The sequence below is a fragment of the Variovorax sp. TLI9-5A genome, assembly GCF_056867935.1.
In genome coordinates this window covers 3,963,211-3,983,561 of the sequence record NZ_CP200310.1, presented here as the reverse complement: position 1 = coordinate 3,983,561, position 20,351 = coordinate 3,963,211, and the positions used below count along the sequence as shown (strand labels likewise).

Below are 20,351 nucleotides of genomic sequence, written 5' to 3'. Positions count from 1 at the left end.
GCGCCTCAGCGCAGCATCGAAGACATTGCCGAACAGCAGTTCAGCATGCGCACCGCCGCTTCCACCGTATCGGCTGTGAAGCGCAGCGTGACGCCGTCGACGCGCTCGAAGGCCGGCCACTGGCAGAAAAGGTCAGCCAGCGCGGTTGACTGGGTGCGCAGCGTCACGGTCTGCGGCCCCTTGAAAACGAGCGGTTTCGCGTTCGAACGCGCGGCCAGCGCTTCTTCCACCCCCGCACGAATCGCCCGGCGCGACTGCTCGGGCGACAGCGAAATGCCGCTGGTGCAGCCCGTGGCCTTCTTGGTCTCGACGAAGGTCGCGTGCGGAAAGAGCGGGCGGTTCTCGGCGATGAACACGTCGTCGCCGCTGGCCATCACCACCGGCACGCCGTATTCGCCCGCCAGTGCGCCGTAGAGCCCGGCCTCGCCCAGCTCTTCGCCGCCGAGCGAGATGCCCGCGAAGGCGAAGCTGTTGATGGTGTGCGCGAGGATGCCGCGCCCCTGCGCGCGCGAGTGGTAGCCGACCATGCAGACGGCGTCCACGCCGCCTTCTTCCACGCCCGCCACCATGCTCAGGTAGCGCGGCTTGCCCTGGATCACGCGGGCGCGCGCGTCGAGCAGGTCGGGCGGCATGTTGCGGAAGCCGCCGTGCGAGTCGTTCACCAGTACTTCGGTGGCGCCCGCGTCGAAGGCGCCGGCGATGGCGGCGTTGGCTTCGTGCGTCATCAGCAGCCGCGCGCGCTCGTACTCGGGGTTGCCCGCGCGCACCTGCTCGGAGTGGTAGACGCCGGCGACGCCTTCGATGTCGGTGGAGATCAGGACTTTCATGGGTGAAGCGGCTCGCGTTCAGGCGTGGGTTGAGAAGATGGCGGAGGCCGGCAGCACGTCGGCCAGCGCTGCGCGGTGGTTGCCGTCGCGCCCGGTGACGGCGGTGGCGTGCCACAGGGCATGGATGATCGCCTGCTCGGTGCTGTCGGCCGCGGCCTGGAAGAGGCCATCGAGCAGGCCGTCGTGCAGCATCGCCACGGCGGGCATCGGCCGCTCGACGCTGTCAGGCACGGTGTAGGCGGTGGAGAAGGCCAGCACGATGTCGCCGCTGCCGTGTCCGAAGACCGAGCCCGTGCGGGCCAGCCCGGCACCGGCGCGCAGCGCGAGGCGGCGCAGCTGGCGCGCGTCGAGCGGTGCGTCGGTGGCCACCACGATGATGATCGAGCCCTTCTCGGCCTCGTTCACCGCCGGCAGGCTGCGTTCGGCCTGCTGCGCGGCGAGCTTTTCGCCCAGCGCATGGCCGGCCAGCAGCAGTTGCGGCTGGCGGCCGTAGTTCGCCAGCACCAGCGCGCCCACCGTGTGGCACAGGCCCTCGCGCGCCGACACCCGCCGCGAGGCGCTGCCGATGCCGCCCTTGAGCTGGAAGCTCGACATGCCGCGCCCCGCGCCGACCGAGCCCTGTTCGAAGTCGCAGCCGGCATCGGCCAGCGCGTGCAGGTAGTCGGCCTCGCTCACGGCCATGCGCTGGATGTCGTTGAGAAAGCCGTCGTTGCACTCGAACACCAGCGGATTGACCGTGGGCAGCGTGCGTCCGCATTCGGGGTTGTCGGCCACGCAGCGGCGGATCTGCGCCGCTGCCACCGTGCCGACCGAGAAGGTGTTGGTCAGCGCGATGGGCGTCTCCAGCACACCCAGCTCCTCGACCTGCATCAGGCCGACGCTCTTGCCGAAGCCGTTGAGCACCGCCACGGCGGCGGGCACCTTGTCGCGGAAGAGGTCGCCCGCATGGGGGCGGATGACGGTCACGCCCGTCTGCACGGGGCCGTCGGCCAGCGTGCGGTGGCCCACGGTGACACCCGCGACGTCGGTGATGGCGTTGCGTTCGCCCTGGAGCAGATTGCCGATGAAGGGGAGGGAGGCCTGCTGCTTGCTGGAGGACATTGAGGAAAGAAGAAACTTACTGGCGGTCGATTTTCGGGTCGAGCGCGTCGCGCAGTGCATCGCCCAGCAGGTTGAAGGCGAGCACGGTGAAGAAGATGGCCAGGCTGGGGAAGAGCGCCACGTGCGGCGAGGTCACCATGTCGGCGCGGGCCTCGCTGAGCATCGCGCCCCACTCGGGCGTCGGCGGCTGCGCGCCCATGCCCAGGAACGAGAGGCTGGCGGCCGTGATGATCGAGGTACCCACGCGCATCGAGAAATACACCACGATCGACGAGATGGTGCCCGGCAGGATGTGCCGCATGATGATGGTCCAGTCCGAGGCGCCGATGCTGCGCTCGGCCTCGATGTAGGTCTGCTGCTTCAGCACCAGCGTGTTGCCGCGCACGAGTCGCGCGAAGGCCGGCACGCTGAACACCGACACCGCCACCACCACGTTGGTCATGCTGCTGCCCAGGATGGCTACCACGCCCAGCGCCAGCAGGATGCCGGGGAAGGCGAAGAGCACGTCCGAGATGCGCATCACGATGCGGTCCCACCAGCCTTCGTAATAGCCCGCCAGCAGGCCGAAGGCCGTGCCGATGATGCCGCCGAGCACCACCGACAGGAAGCCCGCCATCAGCGAGATGCGCGCGCCGGCCAGGATGCGGCTGAAGATGTCGCGGCCCAGCGGGTCGACGCCGAACCAGTGCGCGGCCGAGGGGCCGGTGTTCAGCATGTCGTAGTCGAAGAAGTTCTCCGGATCGAAGGGCACGATCCACGGCGCGAACACCGCAACGAACACCAGCAGCAGCACGAAGAGCGCCGCGACGATGCCCACGGGCTGCTTCTTGAAGCGGCGCCAGCATTCGCCCCAGGGGGTGCGGACCTTGCCGGCGGTCTGCACGGCAGTCACTGCAGGAGATGGAATGGTTTCGGCAGGCACGCCGGAAGCTTGTTGCGTCATGGCTGCTTGCTCACTTGTAGCGGATGGTCGGGTTGATGTAGCCATAGAGCACATCCACCACCAGGTTGATCAGGATGAATTCGAGCGAGAACAGCAGCACCAGCGTCTGGATCACGGGGTAGTCGCGCATCTGCACCGCGTCGACCAGCAGGCGGCCGAGGCCGGGCCAGTTGAACACCGCCTCCACAAGAATGGAGCCGCCCAGCAGGAAGCCGAACTGCAGGCCCATCATCGTCACGACCGGAATGAGCGCGTTGCGCAGGCAGTGCTTGATGATCACGGCGCGCTCGCGCACGCCCTTGGCGCGCGCGGTGCGCACGAAGTCTTCCTGGATCACCTCGACGAAGGAGGCCCGCGTGAAGCGCGCCATCACGGCCGCCACGGCCGCGCCCAGGGTGATCGAGGGCAGGATGTAGTGCTTCCAGCTGCTGGCGCCCACCGTGGGCAGCCATCCGAGCTGGACCGAGAAGATCTGCATCAGCAGCATGCCGAGTGCAAATGCGGGAAAGGAGATGCCCGACACGGCAAGCGTCATGCCCAGCCGGTCCGGCCATTTGTTGCGGTACACGGCCGAGACGATGCCGATGCCCATGCCGAAGATCACCGCCCACACCATGCTGGTGATGGTCAGCATCACCGTCGGGAAGAAGCGCTCGCCGATCTCGGTTGCCACCGGCCGCCGCGTGCGGATGGAGGTGCCGAAGTCGCCCTGCAGCATGTGGGTGAAGAAGTTCACGAACTGCTGCGGCAGCGGCTTGTCCAGCCCGAGCTCCGCGCGGACCATGGCCACGGTCTGCTCGTCGGCGTCCTGGCCGGCGGCAAGTCGCGCCGGGTCGCCGGGCAGCATGTGGACGAACAGGAACACCAGCACCGCCACGATGAGCAGCGTGGGGATCAGGCCCAACAGTCGTTTGAGGAAGTAATTCAGCATGGCATACAAACAGTCAACCCTCATCCGGGGAACACCGCGGAACCGGCTTTGCCGGGCCGCTGGTGTTGCCCCCGGCGAGGGGGTTGGCGTAGCGACACGAAGTGCGCGTAGCCTGGGGGAGGGCTTAGTTCGACACGGCGATGGCGTCGATGTTGATGTTGCCGTCAGGCATCACGAACACGCCCGAGAGACGCTTGGCGTGCGCCGACAGGTTCTGCTCGGTGATCATCGGCACGCGCGGCAGGTCCTTGCGGATCTCTTCCTGCGCGGTCTTGTACAGCGCGGCGCGTTCCTTCTCGTCCGTGGTCACCAGCGCCTTGGCCAACGAGCTGTCGACCACCTCGCTCTTGTAGAACGACATGTTGTTCAGCTTCGGAGCCCAGGCTTCCGAGGCGAACAGCGGGCGCAGGCCCCAGTCGGCCTCGCCGGTCGACGACGACCAGCCGGTGTAGTACATGCGGACCTTGGCCGTCTTCGGGTCGGGCCATGCATCCACCTGCTCGGTGCGCTGGCCCACTTCGAGCGCCTGCACCTGCAGCTTGATGCCGATCTGCGCGAGCTGTTGCTGAACGAACTGGATCGTCTTCTGCGAGGTCGTGTTGTTGTAGGCGCTCCACAGCACCGACTCGAAGCCGTCGGGGTAGCCGGCTTCCTTCATCAGCTCCTTGGCCTTCTTCAGGTCGTAGGGAATGGGAGCCATCTTCTCGGCGTACTTCACGCCCTGGGGCAGCACGCCCTGCGCCGGGAAGGCATAGCCGCCGAAGGCGACCTTGGCCAGTGCTTCCTTGTTGATGGCGTAGCCGATGGCTTCGCGCACCTTCGGGTTGTCGTAGGGCTTCTGCAGCATGTTGAATGCCAGGAAGCGCGTGATGATCGAGGGCGTGGCGACCACTTCGAGCTTCTCGCTCTTCTTCAGCAGGTCGGCCTGCTCATAGGGAATGGGGAATGCGAAGTCGGCCTCGCCGGTCTGCAGCATCGCGGCGCGGGTGTTGTTCTCGAGCACCGGCTTCCACGAGACGTTGTCGATCTTCGGGTAGCCCTTCTTCCAGTAGCCGTCGAACTTCTTGGCCTTGACGGCTTCGGTCTGCTTCCACTCGACGAATTCGAAGGGGCCTGTGCCCACGGGGTGGAAGGCGATGTCCTTGTTGCCCCACTTCTTCAGCGCGGTGGGCGAGATCATGGCGGCCGATGCGTGGGCCAGCGAGTTGATGAAGGGGCCGAAGGGCTCCTTCAGAGTGATGCGCACGGTGCTGGGGTTGACCACGTCGACCTTGCTCACGCGGTTGAACTGGTTGTAGCGCAGCAGCTTGTTGTCCTGGTTCAGCACGCGGTCGAGCGTGAACTTCACCGCGTCGGCGTTGAAGTCGGTGCCGTCATGGAACTTCACGCCGGTGCGCAGCTTGATCGTGTAGACCAGTCCGTCCTTCGACACTTCGTAGCTCTCGGCGAGCACGTTCTGCACCTTCAGGTCCTTGTCGAACTGGAACAGGCCTTCATAGAAGGTCTTGGTCACGGCCGTGGTGATGGTGGTGTTGGTGTTGTACGGGTCCAGCGTTTCCGGCTGGTAGCCGATCGACAGCACCACGTCTTTCGCGGCCAGTGCCGTGCCCGAGGCGGCCAGCGCGGCCAGGCCCAGCAGTGCGGATGCCCATCGCAGGGAGGAGGAAGCTTGTTGCGTCATGGAAGAACTCCAGTCGGTTCGTGGAAAAAAGCAGGAGGGCCTGCGGGTTGAAAAAATTGATTGACCGTTCAGAACGCGCCGCCGATGGCGTGCTGAGCGACGAAGTGCCCCGGCGCGACCTGCACCAGCGGCGGCACCACGGGTTCGTCGCCCACGGCGCGGATCGGGCTGGGAATTTCGCCTTCGAGCAGCGCGCGCGGCTTGTGGCGGCGCGACGGGTCGGCCACCGGCACCGCGGCCATCAGCTTGCGGGTGTAGGGATGCTGCGGCGCCTCGAACACCGCGCGGCGCGGGCCGATCTCGACGATCTGGCCCAGGTACATCACGGCCACACGGTGGCTGATGCGCTCCACCACCGCCATGTCGTGCGAGATGAAGAGAAAAGCCACGCCCAGCTCGCGCTGCAGGTCGAGCATCAGGTTGACGATCTGCGCCTGAATCGACACGTCCAGCGCCGACACCGATTCGTCGGCCACCACCACCTTGGGGTTGAGCGCCAGCGCCCGCGCGATGGCGATGCGTTGCCGCTGGCCGCCGGAGAACTCGTGCGGATAGCGCTGCGCCGCCTCCGGCGGCAGGCCCACCTTCTGCAGCAGCCAGTCGACGCGCTGCTGTGCCTCTGCGCCCTTGGCGATGTTGTGGATGAGCAGCGGCTCCATGATCGAGAAACCCACCGTCACGCGCGGATCGAGCGAGGCGAAAGGGTCCTGGAAGATGAACTGGATGTTGCGGCGCAGCGCCTGCAGCTCGCGCGTGGGCAGCTCGCGGATGTTCTGGCCGCCGAACTCGATGGCGCCGCTCTGGCTCTCGACCAGGCGCAGCAGCGAGCGGCCGGTGGTCGACTTGCCGCAGCCCGATTCGCCGACCAGCGCCAGCGTTTCGCCGGGGTACAGGTCGAAGCTGATCTTCTCCACCGCGTGCACGCGGCGCTTGACGCGGCCGAAGAGGCCGCTGCGCACGTCGAAGCGCGTGACGAGGTCGCGCACGCGCAGGATCGGGCCGCCGTCGGCGCGCACCGTGTCCTGCGGGGTGGCCCGGTCGGACGCCACGGTGTCGGCGCTGGCCTCGGTGCGCAGCAGTTCGAACTTGGCCGGCAGGTCGGTGCCCTGCATCGCGCCCAGCTTGGGCACGGCCGACAGCAGCGCGCGGGTGTAGGGGTGCTGCGGCGCCGCGAACACGTTGTCGGAGACGCCTTCTTCCACCTTGTCGCCGCGGTACATCACCAGCACGCGGTCGGCGATCTCGGCCACCACGCCCATGTCGTGCGTGATGAAGAGCACGCCCATGTGCATCTCCTTCTGCAGCTCGCGGATGAGCTGGAGGATCTGCGCCTGGATCGTCACGTCCAGCGCGGTGGTGGGCTCGTCGGCAATCAGCAGCTGCGGCTTGCACGACAGGGCCATTGCGATCATCACGCGCTGGCGCATGCCGCCCGAGAGCTGGTGCGGGAAGCGGTCGAGCACGTTGCGCGCCTCGGGAATGCGCACCAGCTCCAGCATGCGCAGCGCCTCTGCGCGCGCTGCCGCGTCGCTCTTGCCCTGGTGGATGCGGATCGCCTCGGCGATCTGGTCGCCGGCGGTGAACACCGGGTTCAGCGACGTCATCGGCTCCTGGAAGATCATCGCGATGTCCGCGCCGCGGATGTTGCGCATGGCGGTGTCGCGCGCCTGGGCCAGGTCGAGCACCTCGCCGTTGCGGCGGCGGAACATCATGCTGCCGTTCAGGATGCGGCCGCCGCCGTGCTCCACGAGGCGCATCAGCGCCAGCGAGGTCACCGACTTGCCCGAACCCGATTCGCCCACCACCGCGAGCGTTTCGCCATGGTCGACGTGGAATGACAGCTTCTTCACGGCATCGACCGTGCGCTCGGAAGTCGAGAAGCGAACGGTGAGGTCGTCGACGGCGAGAACGCGGCCGTCCGGCAGGGCGAGGGCAGGGGTGGACATGGGAGTGCGAGGAAAAGAGAGGGCTACGAGCGCGCGTACGGCGTCAGGCGAAGATGGCCGTGTTTGGCGTTTCGTTGCCGCGCGCGTGGCCGCGGTACATGCCTTCGCTGTTGAAGGCCAGGCTCAGGTTGCCGTGGCGGTCCACGGCGATCAGGCCGCCGGAGCCGCCGATGGCCGGCAGCGACTGCTGCACCACGGCGTACGTGGCGGCTTCGAGCGTCGCGCCGCCGTAGGCCATGCGCGCGCACACGTCGTAGGCGGCGGCCACGCGGATGAACATCTCGCCGCTGCCGGTGCACGACACGGCGGCCGTGCGGTCGTCGGCGTAGGTGCCGGCGCCGATGAGCGGCGAATCGCCGATGCGGCCGACGCGCTTGTTGGTCATGCCGCCGGTGGAGGTGGCGGCGGCCAGGTGACCGTGCATGTCGAGCGCGACCGCGCCGACGGTGCCGAACTTCTTGTCCTCGTCGAGCGGCGAAGCTGCGGTCATCGAGGCGCCTTCATGGTCCGTCACCACGCGGCCCGTGCCGCGCACGCGGTAGAGCTGCTGGCGCCGCGCCTCGGTGGAGAAGAACGAAGGCTCGACCATTTCCAGCCCACGTTCGCGTGCGAAAGTCTCGGCGCCCGCGCCGGCCAGCAGCACATGGGCGCCGTCTTCGAGCACGGCGCGCGCGGCGCGCACCGGGCGGCGGATGTGGCACACGCCCGCGATCGCTCCGGCGGCGAGCGTGGCGCCGTCCATCACGGCGGCGTCGAGCTCATGGGTTTCGTCATGCGTGAACACCGCGCCGTGGCCGGCGTTGAAGAGCGGGCATTCCTCGAGCATCTCCACCGCGAGGCAGGTGGCGTCGAGCGCGGATGCGCCCTTGAGCAGCATCGCCTGCGCGGCGGCCACGATGTTCTTCAGTGCATCGTGATAGGCCTGCGCCTGTTCCGCGCTCGTCGTCGCGGCGCTGATGGTGCCGGCGCCGCCATGGATGGCGATCACGGGCACGTGGGTCTGGATCATCGGGAAGCTTTCTTCTTCTTGCTGCCCGCGCCGCTGGGGGCGGGGGCATCGGGTGTCTGGGGGGCTGCGGCGGCGGTTCCGCTGATGCGCTGCAGGCCGTTGGCGCCATGCAGCCACGGTCGCACCGCATGCAGGATGCGGCCGGCCGACTGCACCGGGTCGGGCGCGCGCAGCGACACCGCGCTGGTCAGCGCCTCGATCAGCGCGAGCACGCTGGTCTCGCAGTTCGGGCGGTAGCTGGTTTCGGTCTGGCAGAACAGCGCCACGTCGGCCAGCGGCGCCAGCGGCGAGCTGGGGCGGTCGGTGAGGGCGATCACGGCGCAGCCCTGACCGCGCGCGATCTGCGCGAGCGAAATGGTGTCCGTCAGGTAGCGCGGAAAGGTCAGGCCGATGAACACGTCCTGCGGCCCTGCGTGCATCAGCGTGCGCGCCGCATGCGTGACACCGCTGACGCTGGAGAGCATGCGCACGTCGCTGCAGCTGCCGTCCAGCCCGTGCTGCAACAGGCCCGCGAGCCATGCGCTAGCGCCGAAGCCGCCGATGTAGACCGAGCGCGCCTTGCCGATGCGCTCCACTGCGGCTTCGCAGGCGGCGTAGTCCAGCGTCTGGCGCGTCGCGTCGATGTTGCGGCGGCTCTCGTCGAGCGCGGTGGCGAACACCTCGGCCACCGTGGTCGGTCGCTCCAGATTGCCCCGCAGGCGCTCCACCGGTGCCACCAGCGGCTCGAAGCCGCGCACGAGCTCGGCGCGGAAGGTGGCGTAGCCGTCGAAATCCAGCGCCCGCGCAAAGCGGTTGGCCGTGGCCACCGACACACCCACCACCGCAGCGAGCTCGTCGATGGGCAGCGTGGCGACCTGCAGCGGATGCTCCAGCACGTAGTCGGCCACCTGCCGGTGCGAGCGCGACAGCCGCGGCAAAGCCTGCGCGATGCGCTGTGCCACGGTGGTGCCTGGGGGGTCGAAAGTGGTGCTCATAGAGGGTGCGATGCGCCCGAAAGTGTGCGTTTTTTGAAAACCAGTTTACAAATATAAGTCAGATAAGAAAATTTTCTGTCATTTTTGATCACATCTGCAAGTAACGGGCCAGGAAGGAAGGGACTTTGAGGAGGCCAGAGATGTGCTGCCTCCCTCGTGGAGGCCACGCGCAGGCGGCTCGCGAGGCGGCTTCTAGGGATTTCCCCTGATATGGCCGCAGCGGTGGACCACCCGGCAAGAATCACGGCTCACAAGGGGGCTGTGATCAGCGAGGGAAAGCAAATGGATCGAAGGTCTGCGCTTGGCGGGCGGATCCTCAAGGTCGACCATGCCGGAGAGCAAGGTGCGGTCAACATTTACAGGGCGCAGATCCTCATGGCGAGATGGACGGCGCCATCGCTGGTGCCGGAGTTGCGGGAGTTCAAGTCACACGAAGAGGGGCACAGGGCGCTGTTCTGGGCGGAGCTGCAGCGCCGGGGATTGCGTCGTTGCCGCAGCTACTGGCTGTGCGGCGTCGGCGGGTGGCTGTTGGGCCTGCTCACCGGACTGTTGGGCCGGCATGCCATTTCAGCGACCACTGTGGCTGTCGAGCGCGTGGTGCTGGTGCATCTGAAGGCGCAGTTGCGGGAGCTGTCAGGCAAGGATGAGGCGGCGGTTCATGTGATCTCGCAGATCGTCGAGGAAGAGCAGTTGCACCATGACCAGTCGGCGGCGCATGTGCGTGCGGAGCACGTCTGGACAAAGGTGCTGAGTCCTGTGGTCGCGGCTTCGACGGAGACAGTGATCTGGCTTGGGATGCGGCTGTGAACTGGAAGAGATCAGCTCAGCCTCATGGCGATACACTGCGCCCGCGCGTCGAAGTCCGACGCGCTTGGGATTGGCGTCCCGAAGCACCTCTGCGTATTCAACGGAGGCCATTCATGGCTGCTTCTACCTGTTCGCCCACGCCATCCATATCGATCGACTTCGGCACTGCCGAAGCCTTTGCTCTTCAAGCTTGCGACGACGCCGACAGCCTGCGCGAGGTGCTACGTGCTTACGCTTGCCTCGAAAAGCTCATCGCGCCGCTCGAGCTAGGCGATACGGAGCAGATCAATTCGACCCGCAGTGAGCTGAGCGCGCTTCTGCGTCTGGTCAATGAAGAAATGGGGCGTCGCGTCGAGGTCGTCGACGAGACCGCCCATGCGATGCGTGCTGCGTTGATGGTCATTGGTAGCTGACGAGCCTTCGCAACTCCCCGGCCTCAAGCATCGATCCAGCGATGCTTGACCGGGCGAGCAAGCCGGCGAACGTGCCGGCTCGGGCGTTCCAGGCTAAGCCGCATCCTTCTGCATGAACACACTGAACGGATCATCCGGATAGCCCCCGAACGGCCCTCGCCGCTCATAGCCCGAGCGCGCATAGAACGACAGCGCCTCCGGCTGGCTGATTCCCGTCTCCAGCCTGAAGACCGCGCAGCCACGCGCCGCCGCCTCGCCCTCGAGAAAGCCGAGCACCTTCGCCGCGACGCCTTGCCCCCGGTTCTCCGGCCGCACGTACATGCGCTTGAGTTCACCGAAGTCGGGTTCCATCACGATGGCTCCGCAGCCGACGGCCGTGCCTTCGCCATCGCGAGCGACTGCGAACAGCACGTTCGGCGCCGACAGGGCCGCAATGTCGATGCCGTAGTGGCACTCGGGCGGGTAGAGCGGCTTCTGGTAGGCGTCGAGGTCGTCGATGAGCCGGATGACGTCGGGTTGGGCGGGGCTTTCGAGGGAGATTCGCATCGGGTGATGGTAGCCAGCCGACGGGCGGTTGATTGGGAGAGTGGGGCGAAAGAAAACCCGCAGAAGCGGGTTGGGTGGAGAACAAGGGTCAGCGGCTCGCCCTCAATGTCTTCAGGCGACGTTCCGCTTCACCCGGCGGAATTTTTCCTTCCGCTTCAAGTTTCTTGAGTCGCCGTTCGTCTGCCCGATTCAGCGCGTCCTTCAGGAGCTCCATCTTGCGAGCCCTGCAAGGATCGCATTCATAGTAGGTTTCCGGGCCGGGCGTGGGTTTGAGCTTGGCGTTGAGTTCGAAGGTATTGATGCGTCCCGTCGGCTCGATGCCGATCGCAATAGCTTTGCCGTTCTTGAACGTGACGCGCGCACCGCCAAGGCATCCGGTTCGTTCCGCGTACTCGTCGAAATAGGATTTCTCCGAGACCTTGCGCATATACCGGAGTGCATGGCGAACATCTTCCTCGGTCAGGACAACGTCGTCGCAGTCAAGAAAGTTCTTGTTTTCCCATGCGGACCGTATTGAAGGCTCGGTGATTTCTATCTTCACCACGTCGGCGAGCGGATATCGCTTGTCGGCCGCGCGAGCAGGAAATGCCGTTGCGGCCGCAACAAGGGCTGCGATGCCAAGAATGCTGGCGTTGCTCATGGTGTTGGTACCTTCAGATTCCAGTTCGCACCCTGTGCCTCTGTCGGATTCTTCCAACTGACGTCGGAATGTGGAAAGACTTCGCCCGGCGCAATCTGCATGGAACTCTCAAGCACGCTGACAAGCCACGCGAGCGATTGATTCTGTGCTGCGGACGGTGTGGGAAAGATGCCGAATTCTGCGCGCAGCTTTTCGAGAGGGCGGTTGGCTCGGACATCCGGATCCTTGAAGCCCGGCGGCAACCTGGCTCTGCCAACCATCTCGATTCCGATGGCTTCCATGTTGCCTGGATAGCGCTCATGCGGCGCCTTGCGCATTTCAATGCGATGAATCGCTGTGGCTCCAGCCTTTGCCGGAAAGTCCCGCGGGGTGCATTTGCCTGTTATCAGACACCTCGCCTTCAACGGCCCCACATGATTCGTCCTCTGATAAATCGCAGCCGTCTGATAGATCGTCCCATCCTTGTCGATGAGAAAGTGCGCTCCATTGGCCTTGGGGTTCCTGTAGCTGTTCAGCGATGACTCCAGCGTATCGGCGTCGGTCTGGTGCACGACGATGCCGGTGATGGCGGCGGTACGTTTCCCTCGTTCGATCTGCGGACTGCGCGCATGCCGCACGCGCGCGTGACTGATCATTCCGTGTTTGTCGATTTCGACAAGCATGGGTTTTCCTCCCTGAAGATTCGTTGTTTATCGGCTGTGCAGAAGCCGGTTCTCGCGCAACGGATGAGCGCGAGCCCGCGACCTCGCGGCGCATGCTAAAGGCTTAAAAAGTGAACTGGGTGATGACTTCGTCAACCATTTGTGGCCCGTTGCGCAAACCCCATCCGGGCGCAAGGTTGAGCGCGCCATCCAACAATGGCCGCGCGGCAGGCCGACTGGCCTGCCGGACCTTCTTCATCCCGAATTCCTCAAGCACCAAGGAGCATCACTTTGGAATACCGTCATCTGGGCAAATCCGGCCTCAAGGTTCCCGTGTTGAGTTTTGGCACCGGCACCTTCGGGGGCAAGGGCGAGTTCTTCAGCGCATGGGGCAGCACCGACGTGGCCGAGGCGCGCAAGCTCATCGACATCTGTCTCGAGGCCGGCGTGAACATGTTCGACAGCGCCGACATCTATTCGTCCGGCGCGGCCGAGTCTGTGCTCGGCGAGGCGATCAAGGGGCGGCCGCGCGACAGTCTTTTGATTTCCACCAAGGCCACTTTCCGCAGCGGCGAGGGCCCGAACGATGTGGGCTCGTCACGCCATCATCTCGTGCAGGCCGTCGATGGTTCGCTCAAGCGCCTTGGCACCGACTACATCGACCTGTTCCAGCTGCACGGCTTCGACGCGAGCACGCCGATGGAAGAAACGCTCTCCACGCTCGACGACCTGGTGCGCGCGGGCAAGCTGCGCTATATCGGCGTGTCGAACTTCTCGGGCTGGCACCTGATGAAGTCGCTGGCCGTGTCGGAGCGCCACGGCCTCGCGCGCTACGTCGCGAACCAGACCTACTATTCGCTGGTCGGCCGCGACTACGAGTGGGAGCTGATGCCACTGGGCATCGACCAGGGCATAGGTGCCGTGGTGTGGAGCCCGCTGGGCTGGGGCCGGCTCACGGGCAAGATCCGCCGCGGCCAGCCGCTGCCCGCCAACAGCCGGCTGCACGTGACTGCCGACATGGGCCCTCCCGTGCCTGACGAGCTGCTGTACCGCGTGGTCGATGCGCTGGAAAAGATCGGCGCCGAAGTCGGCAAGACGGTGCCGCAGGTGGCGCTCAACTGGCTGCTGCAACGCCCGACGGTGTCCAGCGTGGTGGTCGGTGCGCGCGACGAGGCGCAGCTGAGGCAGAACCTCGGCGCGGTGGGCTGGAACCTCACGCCCGGGCAGGTCGCCGAGCTCGATGCGGCCAGCGCGACGACGCGGGCCTATCCCTACTGGCACCAGCAGGGCTTCCTCGAGCGCAACCCGAACCCGGTCTAGCGTCTTTTCTGGCCGGGTGTCAGCCCCAGCACCCAGCGCTTGAAGTCTTCCAGCGCCCCGGAGGCCGGCCGGCCTTCGGGATACGCGAAGTAGTAGCCCTGGGGCACGTCGAGGTGCCGGTCTACAGGAATCACGAGTTCGCCCGTGCGCAGCTCGTGCTCGATCAGGATGCGCGGCGCCAGGCCTACGCCCATGCCGGCGGCAGTTGCCGCCACCACCATGGTGAAGAGCTCGTAGCGCGGCCCGCGCGAGGCATGCACCGTGTACTCCCAGCCCTGCTGCGCGTACCAGTCGCGCCACGCATGGGCGCGGGTGCTCAGGTGCACGTGGCGGCAGCGTTCGAAGCCGGCTTCGTCCCATGGCCCGTGCGCGTCGCGGAAGGCGGGGCTGCAGATGGGCACCATCTCGCCCTCGGAAAAAATCAGCCCGCCGCGCGTGTTCGGCCAGAACTGGTCGCCGAAGTAGATGGCCGCGTCGTAGGCGTTCTCCTGGAAGGAGAAGGGCTGCGAGCGCGCCGACAGGTTCACCGTGATGTTCGGATGCAGCCGGCTGAACTCCGGCAGCCGCGGTATGAGCCATTGCGTGGCGAAGGTGGGCACCACCGCGAGCTCCAGCACGAAGCCCATCTCGTGGCCGGCGCTGATTTCCAGCGTGTCGCGGCGGATCTGGTCGAGGTGGCGGCGGATGCGCGCCGCGTATTCGCGTCCCGTGTCGGTGAGCGTGAGGCGGCGCCGCACGCGCGAGAACAGCGGCACGCCCAGGCGCTGCTCCAGCATGGCCACCTGCCGGCCGACGGCGCTTTGCGTGAGCGCCAGTTCGCTCGCCGCGCGGGTGAAGCTGCCCAGCCGCGCCGAGGCCTCGAAGGCCTGCAGCGCGCCGAGGTTGGGAATGTCTTTTCTCATCGGCGCTATTCTGCGTGCGTGCGGTCGAGCAACAAAGAAAGGCAAGTCATGCGCCGTGTGGTGATCATCGGCGGCGGGGCCATCGGCTCCGCCATCGCCTACTTCCTGACTCGCGACCCCGATGGAGAGCGCTTCGAGGTCACGGTGGTCGAGCGCGACTTCTCGTACAGGCAGGCATCGTCCGCGCTGTCTGCCAGCTCCATCCGCCAGCAGTTCTCCACCGCCATCAACATCCGGATGTCGCTCTACGGCATCGACTTCTTCCGCAATCTCGGCGAGACCCTGCGCGTGGGCGACGAGGTGCCCGACATCGGCCTCGTCGAACCCGGCTACCTGTACCTGGCCTCGCAGGCCGGCGTAGACGTGCTGCGCGAGAACCACGCGATGCAGAAGGCGCACGCGGTGGACGTGGCGCTTCTCACGCCCGACGAACTGAGGGCGCGCTTTCCGTGGATATCGACGGAAGGCGTTGAACTCGCCTCGCTCGGCCTGTCGGGCGAGGGCTGGTACGACGGCTACAGCCTGCTGCAGGCCTTTCGCAAGAAAGCGGTGTCGCTGGGCGTGAGCTACGTGCAGGCCCATGCGACGGGGCTGCGCCGCAACGGCCGCACCGTGACCGGCGTGCAGCTTGACAGCGGCGAGACGCTGCAAGCCGACATCGTCGTCAACGCCGCTGGCGCGTGGGCCGCCAAGGTCGCGCAATGGGCCGGCATCGACCTGCCGGTGCGTGGCCGTCGCCGCAGCGTGTTCAGCTTCTCCTGCCCCGAGACGCTTCCCGGCTGCCCACTGGTGATCGACACCTCAGGCATCTGGCTGCGCCCCGAGGGTCGCCAGTTCATCTGCGGCTTCGCGCCGCCGGAAGACCAGGACCCGGACGACGCGCCGCTCGAAGTCGAGTACGAAGCCTTCGACAGCTTCATCTGGCCCGCGTTGGCCGAGCGCGTGCCCGCCTTCGAGGCCATCCGCATGACCGGTGCCTGGGCCGGCTACTACGAGATGAACGTGTTCGACCACAACGCCATCCTCGGCCTGCACCCGGACTGCGACAACCTCTACTTCGCCAACGGCTTCTCGGGCCATGGCCTGCAGCAGTGCCCGGCGGCGGGACGCGGCGTGGCGGAGCTGATCCGCTTCGGCGAGTACCGCAGCCTTGATCTGTCGCCGGTGTCCTTCGAGCGGATCCTCGAGAGCAGTCCGTTGCTGGAAAAGAACGTGATCTAGGCCGGGATTTTCTTCAGGGCGTTGCAAGCGCGGTGAAAGGTCCTTGCTGGCCCAGAGCGGACTGTCCCTCGTTGAGCACCGCCACCAGCCTGCCGTAGAAGAACGGAAGGCCGAAGTCGATCGCGCTGCTTCCCGTGCTCGCTGCCGCGATGTTGTCGACCGCCACCACGCCCGGATTGCTGGTGAAGAGCGACTGCGCGCTCGCCACCGCGAAGCTCTGGCTCAGGGCCGGGCCCGTCGCCGCGGTGAAGCTGGCGCTGAGTGCCAGCGTGCCCGGAGGGCAGTAGAAGCCCTTGAAGGTGCCGTTGCTCGCGCACTGGGCGATCGTCGAATCGTTGAGGAAGAAGAAGTTCGATCCGCTGTCCAGGAAGCTGTCGGGAAAGCTGGCGTTCTTGTAGCTGACCGAAACGCTGAGCGTGCGCGAGTCGGTTTTCAGCACCGTCGCTCCGGTCATGGCGTTGTTGCTCTGCGTCGCCACGCCGAAATAGAGCGTGCCGACGGTCACGCCCTGGCCCGCCGAGGAGATCGCCGGCAGGTCGAGCACGACGCCGTTGTTGTCCTGCGCGAAACTGGCGACCACGTTCTGGGCCTGCATCGCGAGCGGAACGGCCGTGCCCTGGCACGACGCGCCGGCGGCGCAGGTGTAGTAGGTGGCCGGTATGGCCCTTTGTGCGCACGCGGTGCCGCAGTCATGAAGCGCCGCGGCGACGCCGATGATGCCGTTCGTTCCCAGGTCGGCAGGCGTGTTCTCCGGCAGCACCGTGTTGTTGTCCGAGCATGCGCTGGGCACGCTGCCTGAGCCGGTGTCTCCAGCGATCTGCAACGGCTGCGAGGCTGCGGACTTCTGCCCCAGCGTGACGTCCGCGACGCGCATGGTTCCCCACGTATAGCCATCGAGAAATAGTGCGCATGCGTTCAACGGCGCGCCGTTCACCGTTTCCTGCGGCAAGGCGGCTTTCATCGCTGAGCTGAGTGCATCGGCGGCGATGCGTATGCCCGTGGAGCCAGTGTCGACCAGCATGTGGTCGATGGTCTGGCATGTGCTGGTTCCCGGCGCGCAAAGTTGGATGCTGACCTGCGGAAGGTTGATGCGACTCGAATCCGTGCCGGTGGACACGGTGAGCGGCATCGAGTTCTGCGAGCTCGCCGTGGAGAAGGAGGGCGTCGTGCCCGAAGCCGGAGCAGCGCTGACCGCGGGGGTGGTCGAGGTGGGCAGGAGCCCGATCGGCAGCGCGGCGCCACCACCACCTCCGCTACCACCGCCGCAGGCGGCGAGGCCCAGCAGGCTTGCGGCACAAGCTACAGCGCGAAGGAGGTTCATGGCAGCGGCTGTGCGCCGGTTGCCTGCTTGTGGTGAGTCCATGGGCACGAAGGGCGAAGATGAGTTGAAACGATCAGGAGCCTTGCGCGATGGCCAGCGAGTCAGGGTCGACGCCCGCGGGCAGTATCCGCGGCAACCAGGCGACGCCGGCCGACAGCCGCTGGTGCGAGGAGGCGTGGACTGCGAAGGTCTCGTCCATCTGCGAGGTCGTGGCGTGTGAGCCTCTGCCCAACTGACGCTGCGCTCGCGCGTTCTCGGACATCTGCCTGGCGTAGCGCGTGCCCAACAGTACCGAGAGTTCCGGCCGGCGCGGGCCGCGCCATGCCACGGCGAATACCGTGCCGTCGACCGTCAGGTACTCGCGCTGGACCAGGCCATCGTCGGACGTGGTTTCCCGCGTGCTCCAGCTGGCGGTGGATTCCGTCCTGGCTGCGGCACCGGTCGCCTCGGCACCGGCCGCCTTGCGCGACACGGCATCGACACGCTGGCTCGGCGCCAGCGTGGGGGTACCGCCCAGTTCCGCGAACGCGAACGGTGTTGCCAAGACGGAAGTGGCCAGCGCCAGGGCTGCCCGCATCGATGGTTTTCCGGTGCTGCGCGCATGGCGCTCTCGTGATCCGCGTTCCATTCAGTTTCCTTTCCGTCCCGACCGCGAGGAGGTTACTGCCCGCACGCTGCGGCTCGATAAAGACCCAGCCGGCCGCACAGGCTGTGCCGCCAAGTCGGCCAGCGATCAGGTTGGCGGTGTTAACGGGTGGCCGGGGAGGGCGTACGATGCCCGCCAGAGAGGTGCCAGCCATGACCGAACGAACACTGATCGAAACCGCCCGTGCGCTCGTCGCTGGCGACAAGGGCCTGCTCGCGATGGACGAGAGCAACGCCACCTGCAACAAGCGCTTCGCCGCGCTCGGCATACCGCAGATCGAGGCGGCGCGGCGCGACTGGCGCGAGCTGATCGTCACCTCGCCGGGCCTGGCCGACAGCATCAGCGGCGCGATCCTGTTCGACGAGACGATCCGCCAGCAGACCAATGCGGGCAAGCCCTTCGCGAAGGCGCTGGTCGACGTGGGCATCATCCCCGGCATCAAGGTCGACACGGGCGCGAAGCCGCTGGCGGGGCACGCGGGCGAGACCGTCACCGAGGGGCTGGACGGCCTGCGCGAGCGCCTTGCCGAATACGCGACGATGGGCGCGCGCTTCGCCAAGTGGCGCGGCGTGATCGCCATCGGCGACGGGTTGCCGAGCCGTGCCTGCATCCGCGTCAACGCACACGCACTGGCGCGCTATGCGGCGCTGTGCCAGGAAGCCGGGCTGGTGCCCATCGTCGAGCCCGAGGTGCTGATGGACGGCGGCCATTCGCTCGCACGCTGCGCCGAGGTCACCGAGGAGGTTCTGCACCGCACCTTCGCCGAACTGCGCGCGCAGGGCGTGCAGCTCGAAGGCATGCTGCTGAAGCCGAACATGGTGCTGCCGGGGCTGAAGGCTGCGGTGCAGGATTCCGTCGAGGCGGTGGCCGAAGCGACGGTTCAGTGCCTGCTGCGCACCGTGCCGGCCGTGGTGCCCGGCGTGGCCTTTCTCTCGGGCGGGCAGCCGGCGCGGCTGGCTTCGGCCCGGCTCAATGAAATGAACACTCGCTACAGGTCGCGCCTGCCATGGGCGCTGACCTTCTCGTTCTCTCGCGCGGTGCAGCAGCCCGCGCTCGATGCATGGAAGGGCGACGCGGCCAACGTGGCCGTCGCGCAGAAGGCGCTGGTGCAGCGCACCGCTGCCAACCGGGCCGCGCGCCGCGGCGAATACAAGGAAGAGGCATGGAACCGGGCATGACGACTCCACAGGACCTGTACCGCCAGAAGCTGGCATCCCCCTCCGATGCCGTGCGCCATGTGCGCAATGGCGACATGATCATCGTGCCGACCGGCGTGGGCGAGCCGCCCTCGCTGCTCACGGCGCTGTCGGAGCAGCGGCGCGATTTCCGCGACGTGAAGGTCGCGCAGATCCTCGCGATGCGCAAGTACGCCTACATCGACCCCGAGACCGTCGAGCACGTGCGGCACGTCGCGCTGTTCTTCGGCGGCGCCACCCGCGCGGGCGGGCAGGAAGGCTGGATCGACTTCCTTCCGAACTACTTCTCGGAGATCCCGGCGCAGATCGAGCGCGGGCAGATCCCGGCGGAGGTGGTCTTCAGCATGGCCTCGCCGATGGATGCGCACGGCTACTTCGCCCTGAGCCTGGGCGCAGACTACACCATGGCGGCGGTCGCCAAGGCGCGCGCGGTGGTGCTGGAGGTGAATTCGAACGTGCCCTTCGCTTACGGCGCCTGCCACGTGCACGTCTCGCAGGTGGCGGCGCTGGTGGAGAGCGACGCGCCGGTGATGGAGGTCGGCCTGCCGAAGATCGGCCCGGTGCAGGAGGCCATCGGCCGGCAGGTGGCTGAGCTCATCGGCGACGGCTCGACCTTGCAGATCGGCTACGGCGGCATCCCCGACGCGGTGGTGATGCAGCTCACGCACAAGCACGACCTTGGCATCCACACCGAGATGATCGGCGACGGCATCCTCAAGCTGCTGGAGAGCGGGGCGGTCACCAACCGCCGCAAGAACTACCTGCCGGGCAAGTCGATCGCGACCTTCGCGCTGGGCTCCTGCAAGCTCTATCGCTTCATGGACCGCAACCCGGCGATCGAGATGCATCCGGTGAACTTCACCAACGACCCGGCGCTGGCAGGGCTCAACGACAACCTCATCGCAATCAACGCGACGATGCAGATCGACCTGCTGGGTCAGTGCGGCTCGGAGAGCCTGGGCCACGCGCCGTACTCGGGCACGGGCGGGCAGTCGGACTTCGTGCGTGCCGCCAATCGCTCGCGCGGTGGCAAGGCTTTCATCGTGCTGCCCTCGACGGCCAAGGGCGACACCATCTCGCGCATCGTGCCCTCGCTGTCGCCGGGCACGCATGTGAGCACGAGCAAGAACGACATCAACTACGTGGTCACCGAATACGGCGTGGCCCAGTTGCGAGGTAAGTCGGCGAAGCAGCGGGCGCGCGAACTCATCGGCATCGCGCATCCGGCCTTCCGGGCGGAGCTGACCGAGCAGGCCAGGCGGCTGAAGCTGCTGTAGACCTGCGGG

At 66.7% G+C, this 20,351-nt stretch carries 20 protein-coding genes; 6 read left to right on the top strand and 14 right to left on the bottom strand.

The genetic code is table 11. The features are described 5' to 3' along the window. Window positions 1-5: 5 nt before the first annotated feature. The 8 genes from AC1VNX_RS18775 to AC1VNX_RS18740 all read right to left on the bottom strand — a co-directional run bounded on the left by AC1VNX_RS18775 (window position 6) and on the right by AC1VNX_RS18740 (window position 9,412). A complete protein-coding gene (locus AC1VNX_RS18775) occupies window positions 6-827 on the bottom strand; it encodes a M55 family metallopeptidase (RefSeq protein ID WP_483158291.1) in 822 nt (273 codons plus the stop codon). Window positions 828-845: 18 nt separating this feature from the next. After that, complete coding sequence (locus tag AC1VNX_RS18770) at window positions 846-1,928, bottom strand: P1 family peptidase (RefSeq protein ID WP_483158290.1); 1,083 nt, start codon at window positions 1,926-1,928, stop codon at window positions 846-848. Window positions 1,929-1,944: 16 nt separating this feature from the next. Next, window positions 1,945-2,871 carry a glutathione ABC transporter permease GsiD gene (gene gsiD / locus AC1VNX_RS18765; RefSeq protein ID WP_483158288.1) on the bottom strand — a complete coding sequence of 309 codons (927 nt, stop codon included), beginning with the start codon at window positions 2,869-2,871 and terminating at the stop codon, window positions 1,945-1,947. A 10-nt stretch (window positions 2,872-2,881) separates the two neighbouring features. Continuing rightward, window positions 2,882-3,802: a glutathione ABC transporter permease GsiC gene (gene gsiC / locus AC1VNX_RS18760; protein ID WP_432731598.1), complete on the bottom strand. Its 921-nt coding sequence runs from the start codon at window positions 3,800-3,802 to the stop codon at window positions 2,882-2,884. Window positions 3,803-3,926: 124 nt separating this feature from the next. After that, window positions 3,927-5,483, bottom strand: coding sequence for a glutathione ABC transporter substrate-binding protein GsiB (gene gsiB, locus AC1VNX_RS18755; protein WP_483158286.1), 1,557 nt, complete (start codon window positions 5,481-5,483; stop codon window positions 3,927-3,929). 68 nt (window positions 5,484-5,551) lie between these two features. Further along, on the bottom strand, window positions 5,552-7,429 hold the full coding sequence (locus tag AC1VNX_RS18750; protein ID WP_483158284.1) for a dipeptide ABC transporter ATP-binding protein: 1,878 nt from the start codon (window positions 7,427-7,429) through the stop codon (window positions 5,552-5,554). A gap of 43 nt (window positions 7,430-7,472) precedes the next feature. Then, entirely contained in the window at window positions 7,473-8,438 is a 966-nt protein-coding gene (locus AC1VNX_RS18745) for an isoaspartyl peptidase/L-asparaginase family protein (RefSeq protein WP_483158282.1), read from the bottom strand. Continuing rightward, window positions 8,435-9,412, bottom strand: a complete 978-nt coding sequence (locus AC1VNX_RS18740) for a MurR/RpiR family transcriptional regulator (RefSeq protein ID WP_483158280.1) — start codon at window positions 9,410-9,412, stop codon at window positions 8,435-8,437. Before AC1VNX_RS18740 ends, AC1VNX_RS18745 begins: the two co-directional genes overlap by 4 nt. A gap of 282 nt (window positions 9,413-9,694) precedes the next feature. Here AC1VNX_RS18740 and AC1VNX_RS18735 point away from each other — a divergent pair, with 282 nt between their 5' ends. After that, complete coding sequence (locus tag AC1VNX_RS18735) at window positions 9,695-10,219, top strand: demethoxyubiquinone hydroxylase family protein (RefSeq protein WP_483158278.1); 525 nt, start codon at window positions 9,695-9,697, stop codon at window positions 10,217-10,219. A gap of 113 nt (window positions 10,220-10,332) precedes the next feature. After that, window positions 10,333-10,632, top strand: coding sequence for a hypothetical protein (locus tag AC1VNX_RS18730; protein ID WP_483158276.1), 300 nt, complete (start codon window positions 10,333-10,335; stop codon window positions 10,630-10,632). 93 nt (window positions 10,633-10,725) lie between these two features. Here the strand turns inward: AC1VNX_RS18730 and AC1VNX_RS18725 are convergent, their stop codons facing one another. The 3 genes from AC1VNX_RS18725 to AC1VNX_RS18715 form a co-directional block, all read right to left on the bottom strand. Continuing rightward, window positions 10,726-11,178: a GNAT family N-acetyltransferase gene (locus AC1VNX_RS18725; protein WP_483158274.1), complete on the bottom strand. Its 453-nt coding sequence runs from the start codon at window positions 11,176-11,178 to the stop codon at window positions 10,726-10,728. Between the two features lie 88 nt (window positions 11,179-11,266). Next, window positions 11,267-11,818 carry a hypothetical protein gene (locus tag AC1VNX_RS18720; RefSeq protein WP_483158272.1) on the bottom strand — a complete coding sequence of 184 codons (552 nt, stop codon included), beginning with the start codon at window positions 11,816-11,818 and terminating at the stop codon, window positions 11,267-11,269. Continuing rightward, complete coding sequence (locus AC1VNX_RS18715) at window positions 11,815-12,480, bottom strand: peptidoglycan recognition protein family protein (RefSeq protein ID WP_483158270.1); 666 nt, start codon at window positions 12,478-12,480, stop codon at window positions 11,815-11,817. The genes AC1VNX_RS18720 and AC1VNX_RS18715 overlap by 4 nt, the downstream gene beginning before the upstream one ends. Before the next feature lie 270 nt (window positions 12,481-12,750). Between AC1VNX_RS18715 and AC1VNX_RS18710 the strand changes: the two genes are divergently transcribed. Further along, on the top strand, window positions 12,751-13,779 hold the full coding sequence (locus AC1VNX_RS18710) for an aldo/keto reductase (protein ID WP_483158268.1): 1,029 nt from the start codon (window positions 12,751-12,753) through the stop codon (window positions 13,777-13,779). Here AC1VNX_RS18710 and AC1VNX_RS18705 read toward each other — a convergent pair. Next, window positions 13,776-14,681 (bottom strand): LysR substrate-binding domain-containing protein, encoded by a 906-nt coding sequence (locus tag AC1VNX_RS18705; protein ID WP_483158266.1) that lies wholly within the window; start codon window positions 14,679-14,681, stop codon window positions 13,776-13,778. The genes AC1VNX_RS18710 and AC1VNX_RS18705 overlap by 4 nt on opposite strands. Window positions 14,682-14,729: 48 nt before the next feature. On the opposite strand from AC1VNX_RS18705, the gene AC1VNX_RS18700 reads away from it, so the two are divergent. Beyond that, a complete protein-coding gene (locus AC1VNX_RS18700) occupies window positions 14,730-15,902 on the top strand; it encodes an NAD(P)/FAD-dependent oxidoreductase (RefSeq protein ID WP_483158264.1) in 1,173 nt (390 codons plus the stop codon). Window positions 15,903-15,915: 13 nt separating this feature from the next. Here the strand turns inward: AC1VNX_RS18700 and AC1VNX_RS18695 are convergent, their stop codons facing one another. Next, a complete protein-coding gene (locus AC1VNX_RS18695) occupies window positions 15,916-17,223 on the bottom strand; it encodes a DUF3443 family protein (RefSeq protein WP_483158262.1) in 1,308 nt (435 codons plus the stop codon). Window positions 17,224-17,296: 73 nt separating this feature from the next. Then, window positions 17,297-17,851 (bottom strand): DUF2844 domain-containing protein, encoded by a 555-nt coding sequence (locus AC1VNX_RS18690; protein WP_483158260.1) that lies wholly within the window; start codon window positions 17,849-17,851, stop codon window positions 17,297-17,299. Window positions 17,852-18,021: 170 nt separating this feature from the next. On the opposite strand from AC1VNX_RS18690, the gene AC1VNX_RS18685 reads away from it, so the two are divergent. After that, window positions 18,022-19,047 carry a class I fructose-bisphosphate aldolase gene (locus AC1VNX_RS18685; RefSeq protein WP_483158258.1) on the top strand — a complete coding sequence of 342 codons (1,026 nt, stop codon included), beginning with the start codon at window positions 18,022-18,024 and terminating at the stop codon, window positions 19,045-19,047. Continuing rightward, window positions 19,044-20,342: an acetyl-CoA hydrolase/transferase family protein gene (locus AC1VNX_RS18680; RefSeq protein WP_483158256.1), complete on the top strand. Its 1,299-nt coding sequence runs from the start codon at window positions 19,044-19,046 to the stop codon at window positions 20,340-20,342. Before AC1VNX_RS18685 ends, AC1VNX_RS18680 begins: the two co-directional genes overlap by 4 nt. Window positions 20,343-20,351: the final 9 nt, after the last annotated feature.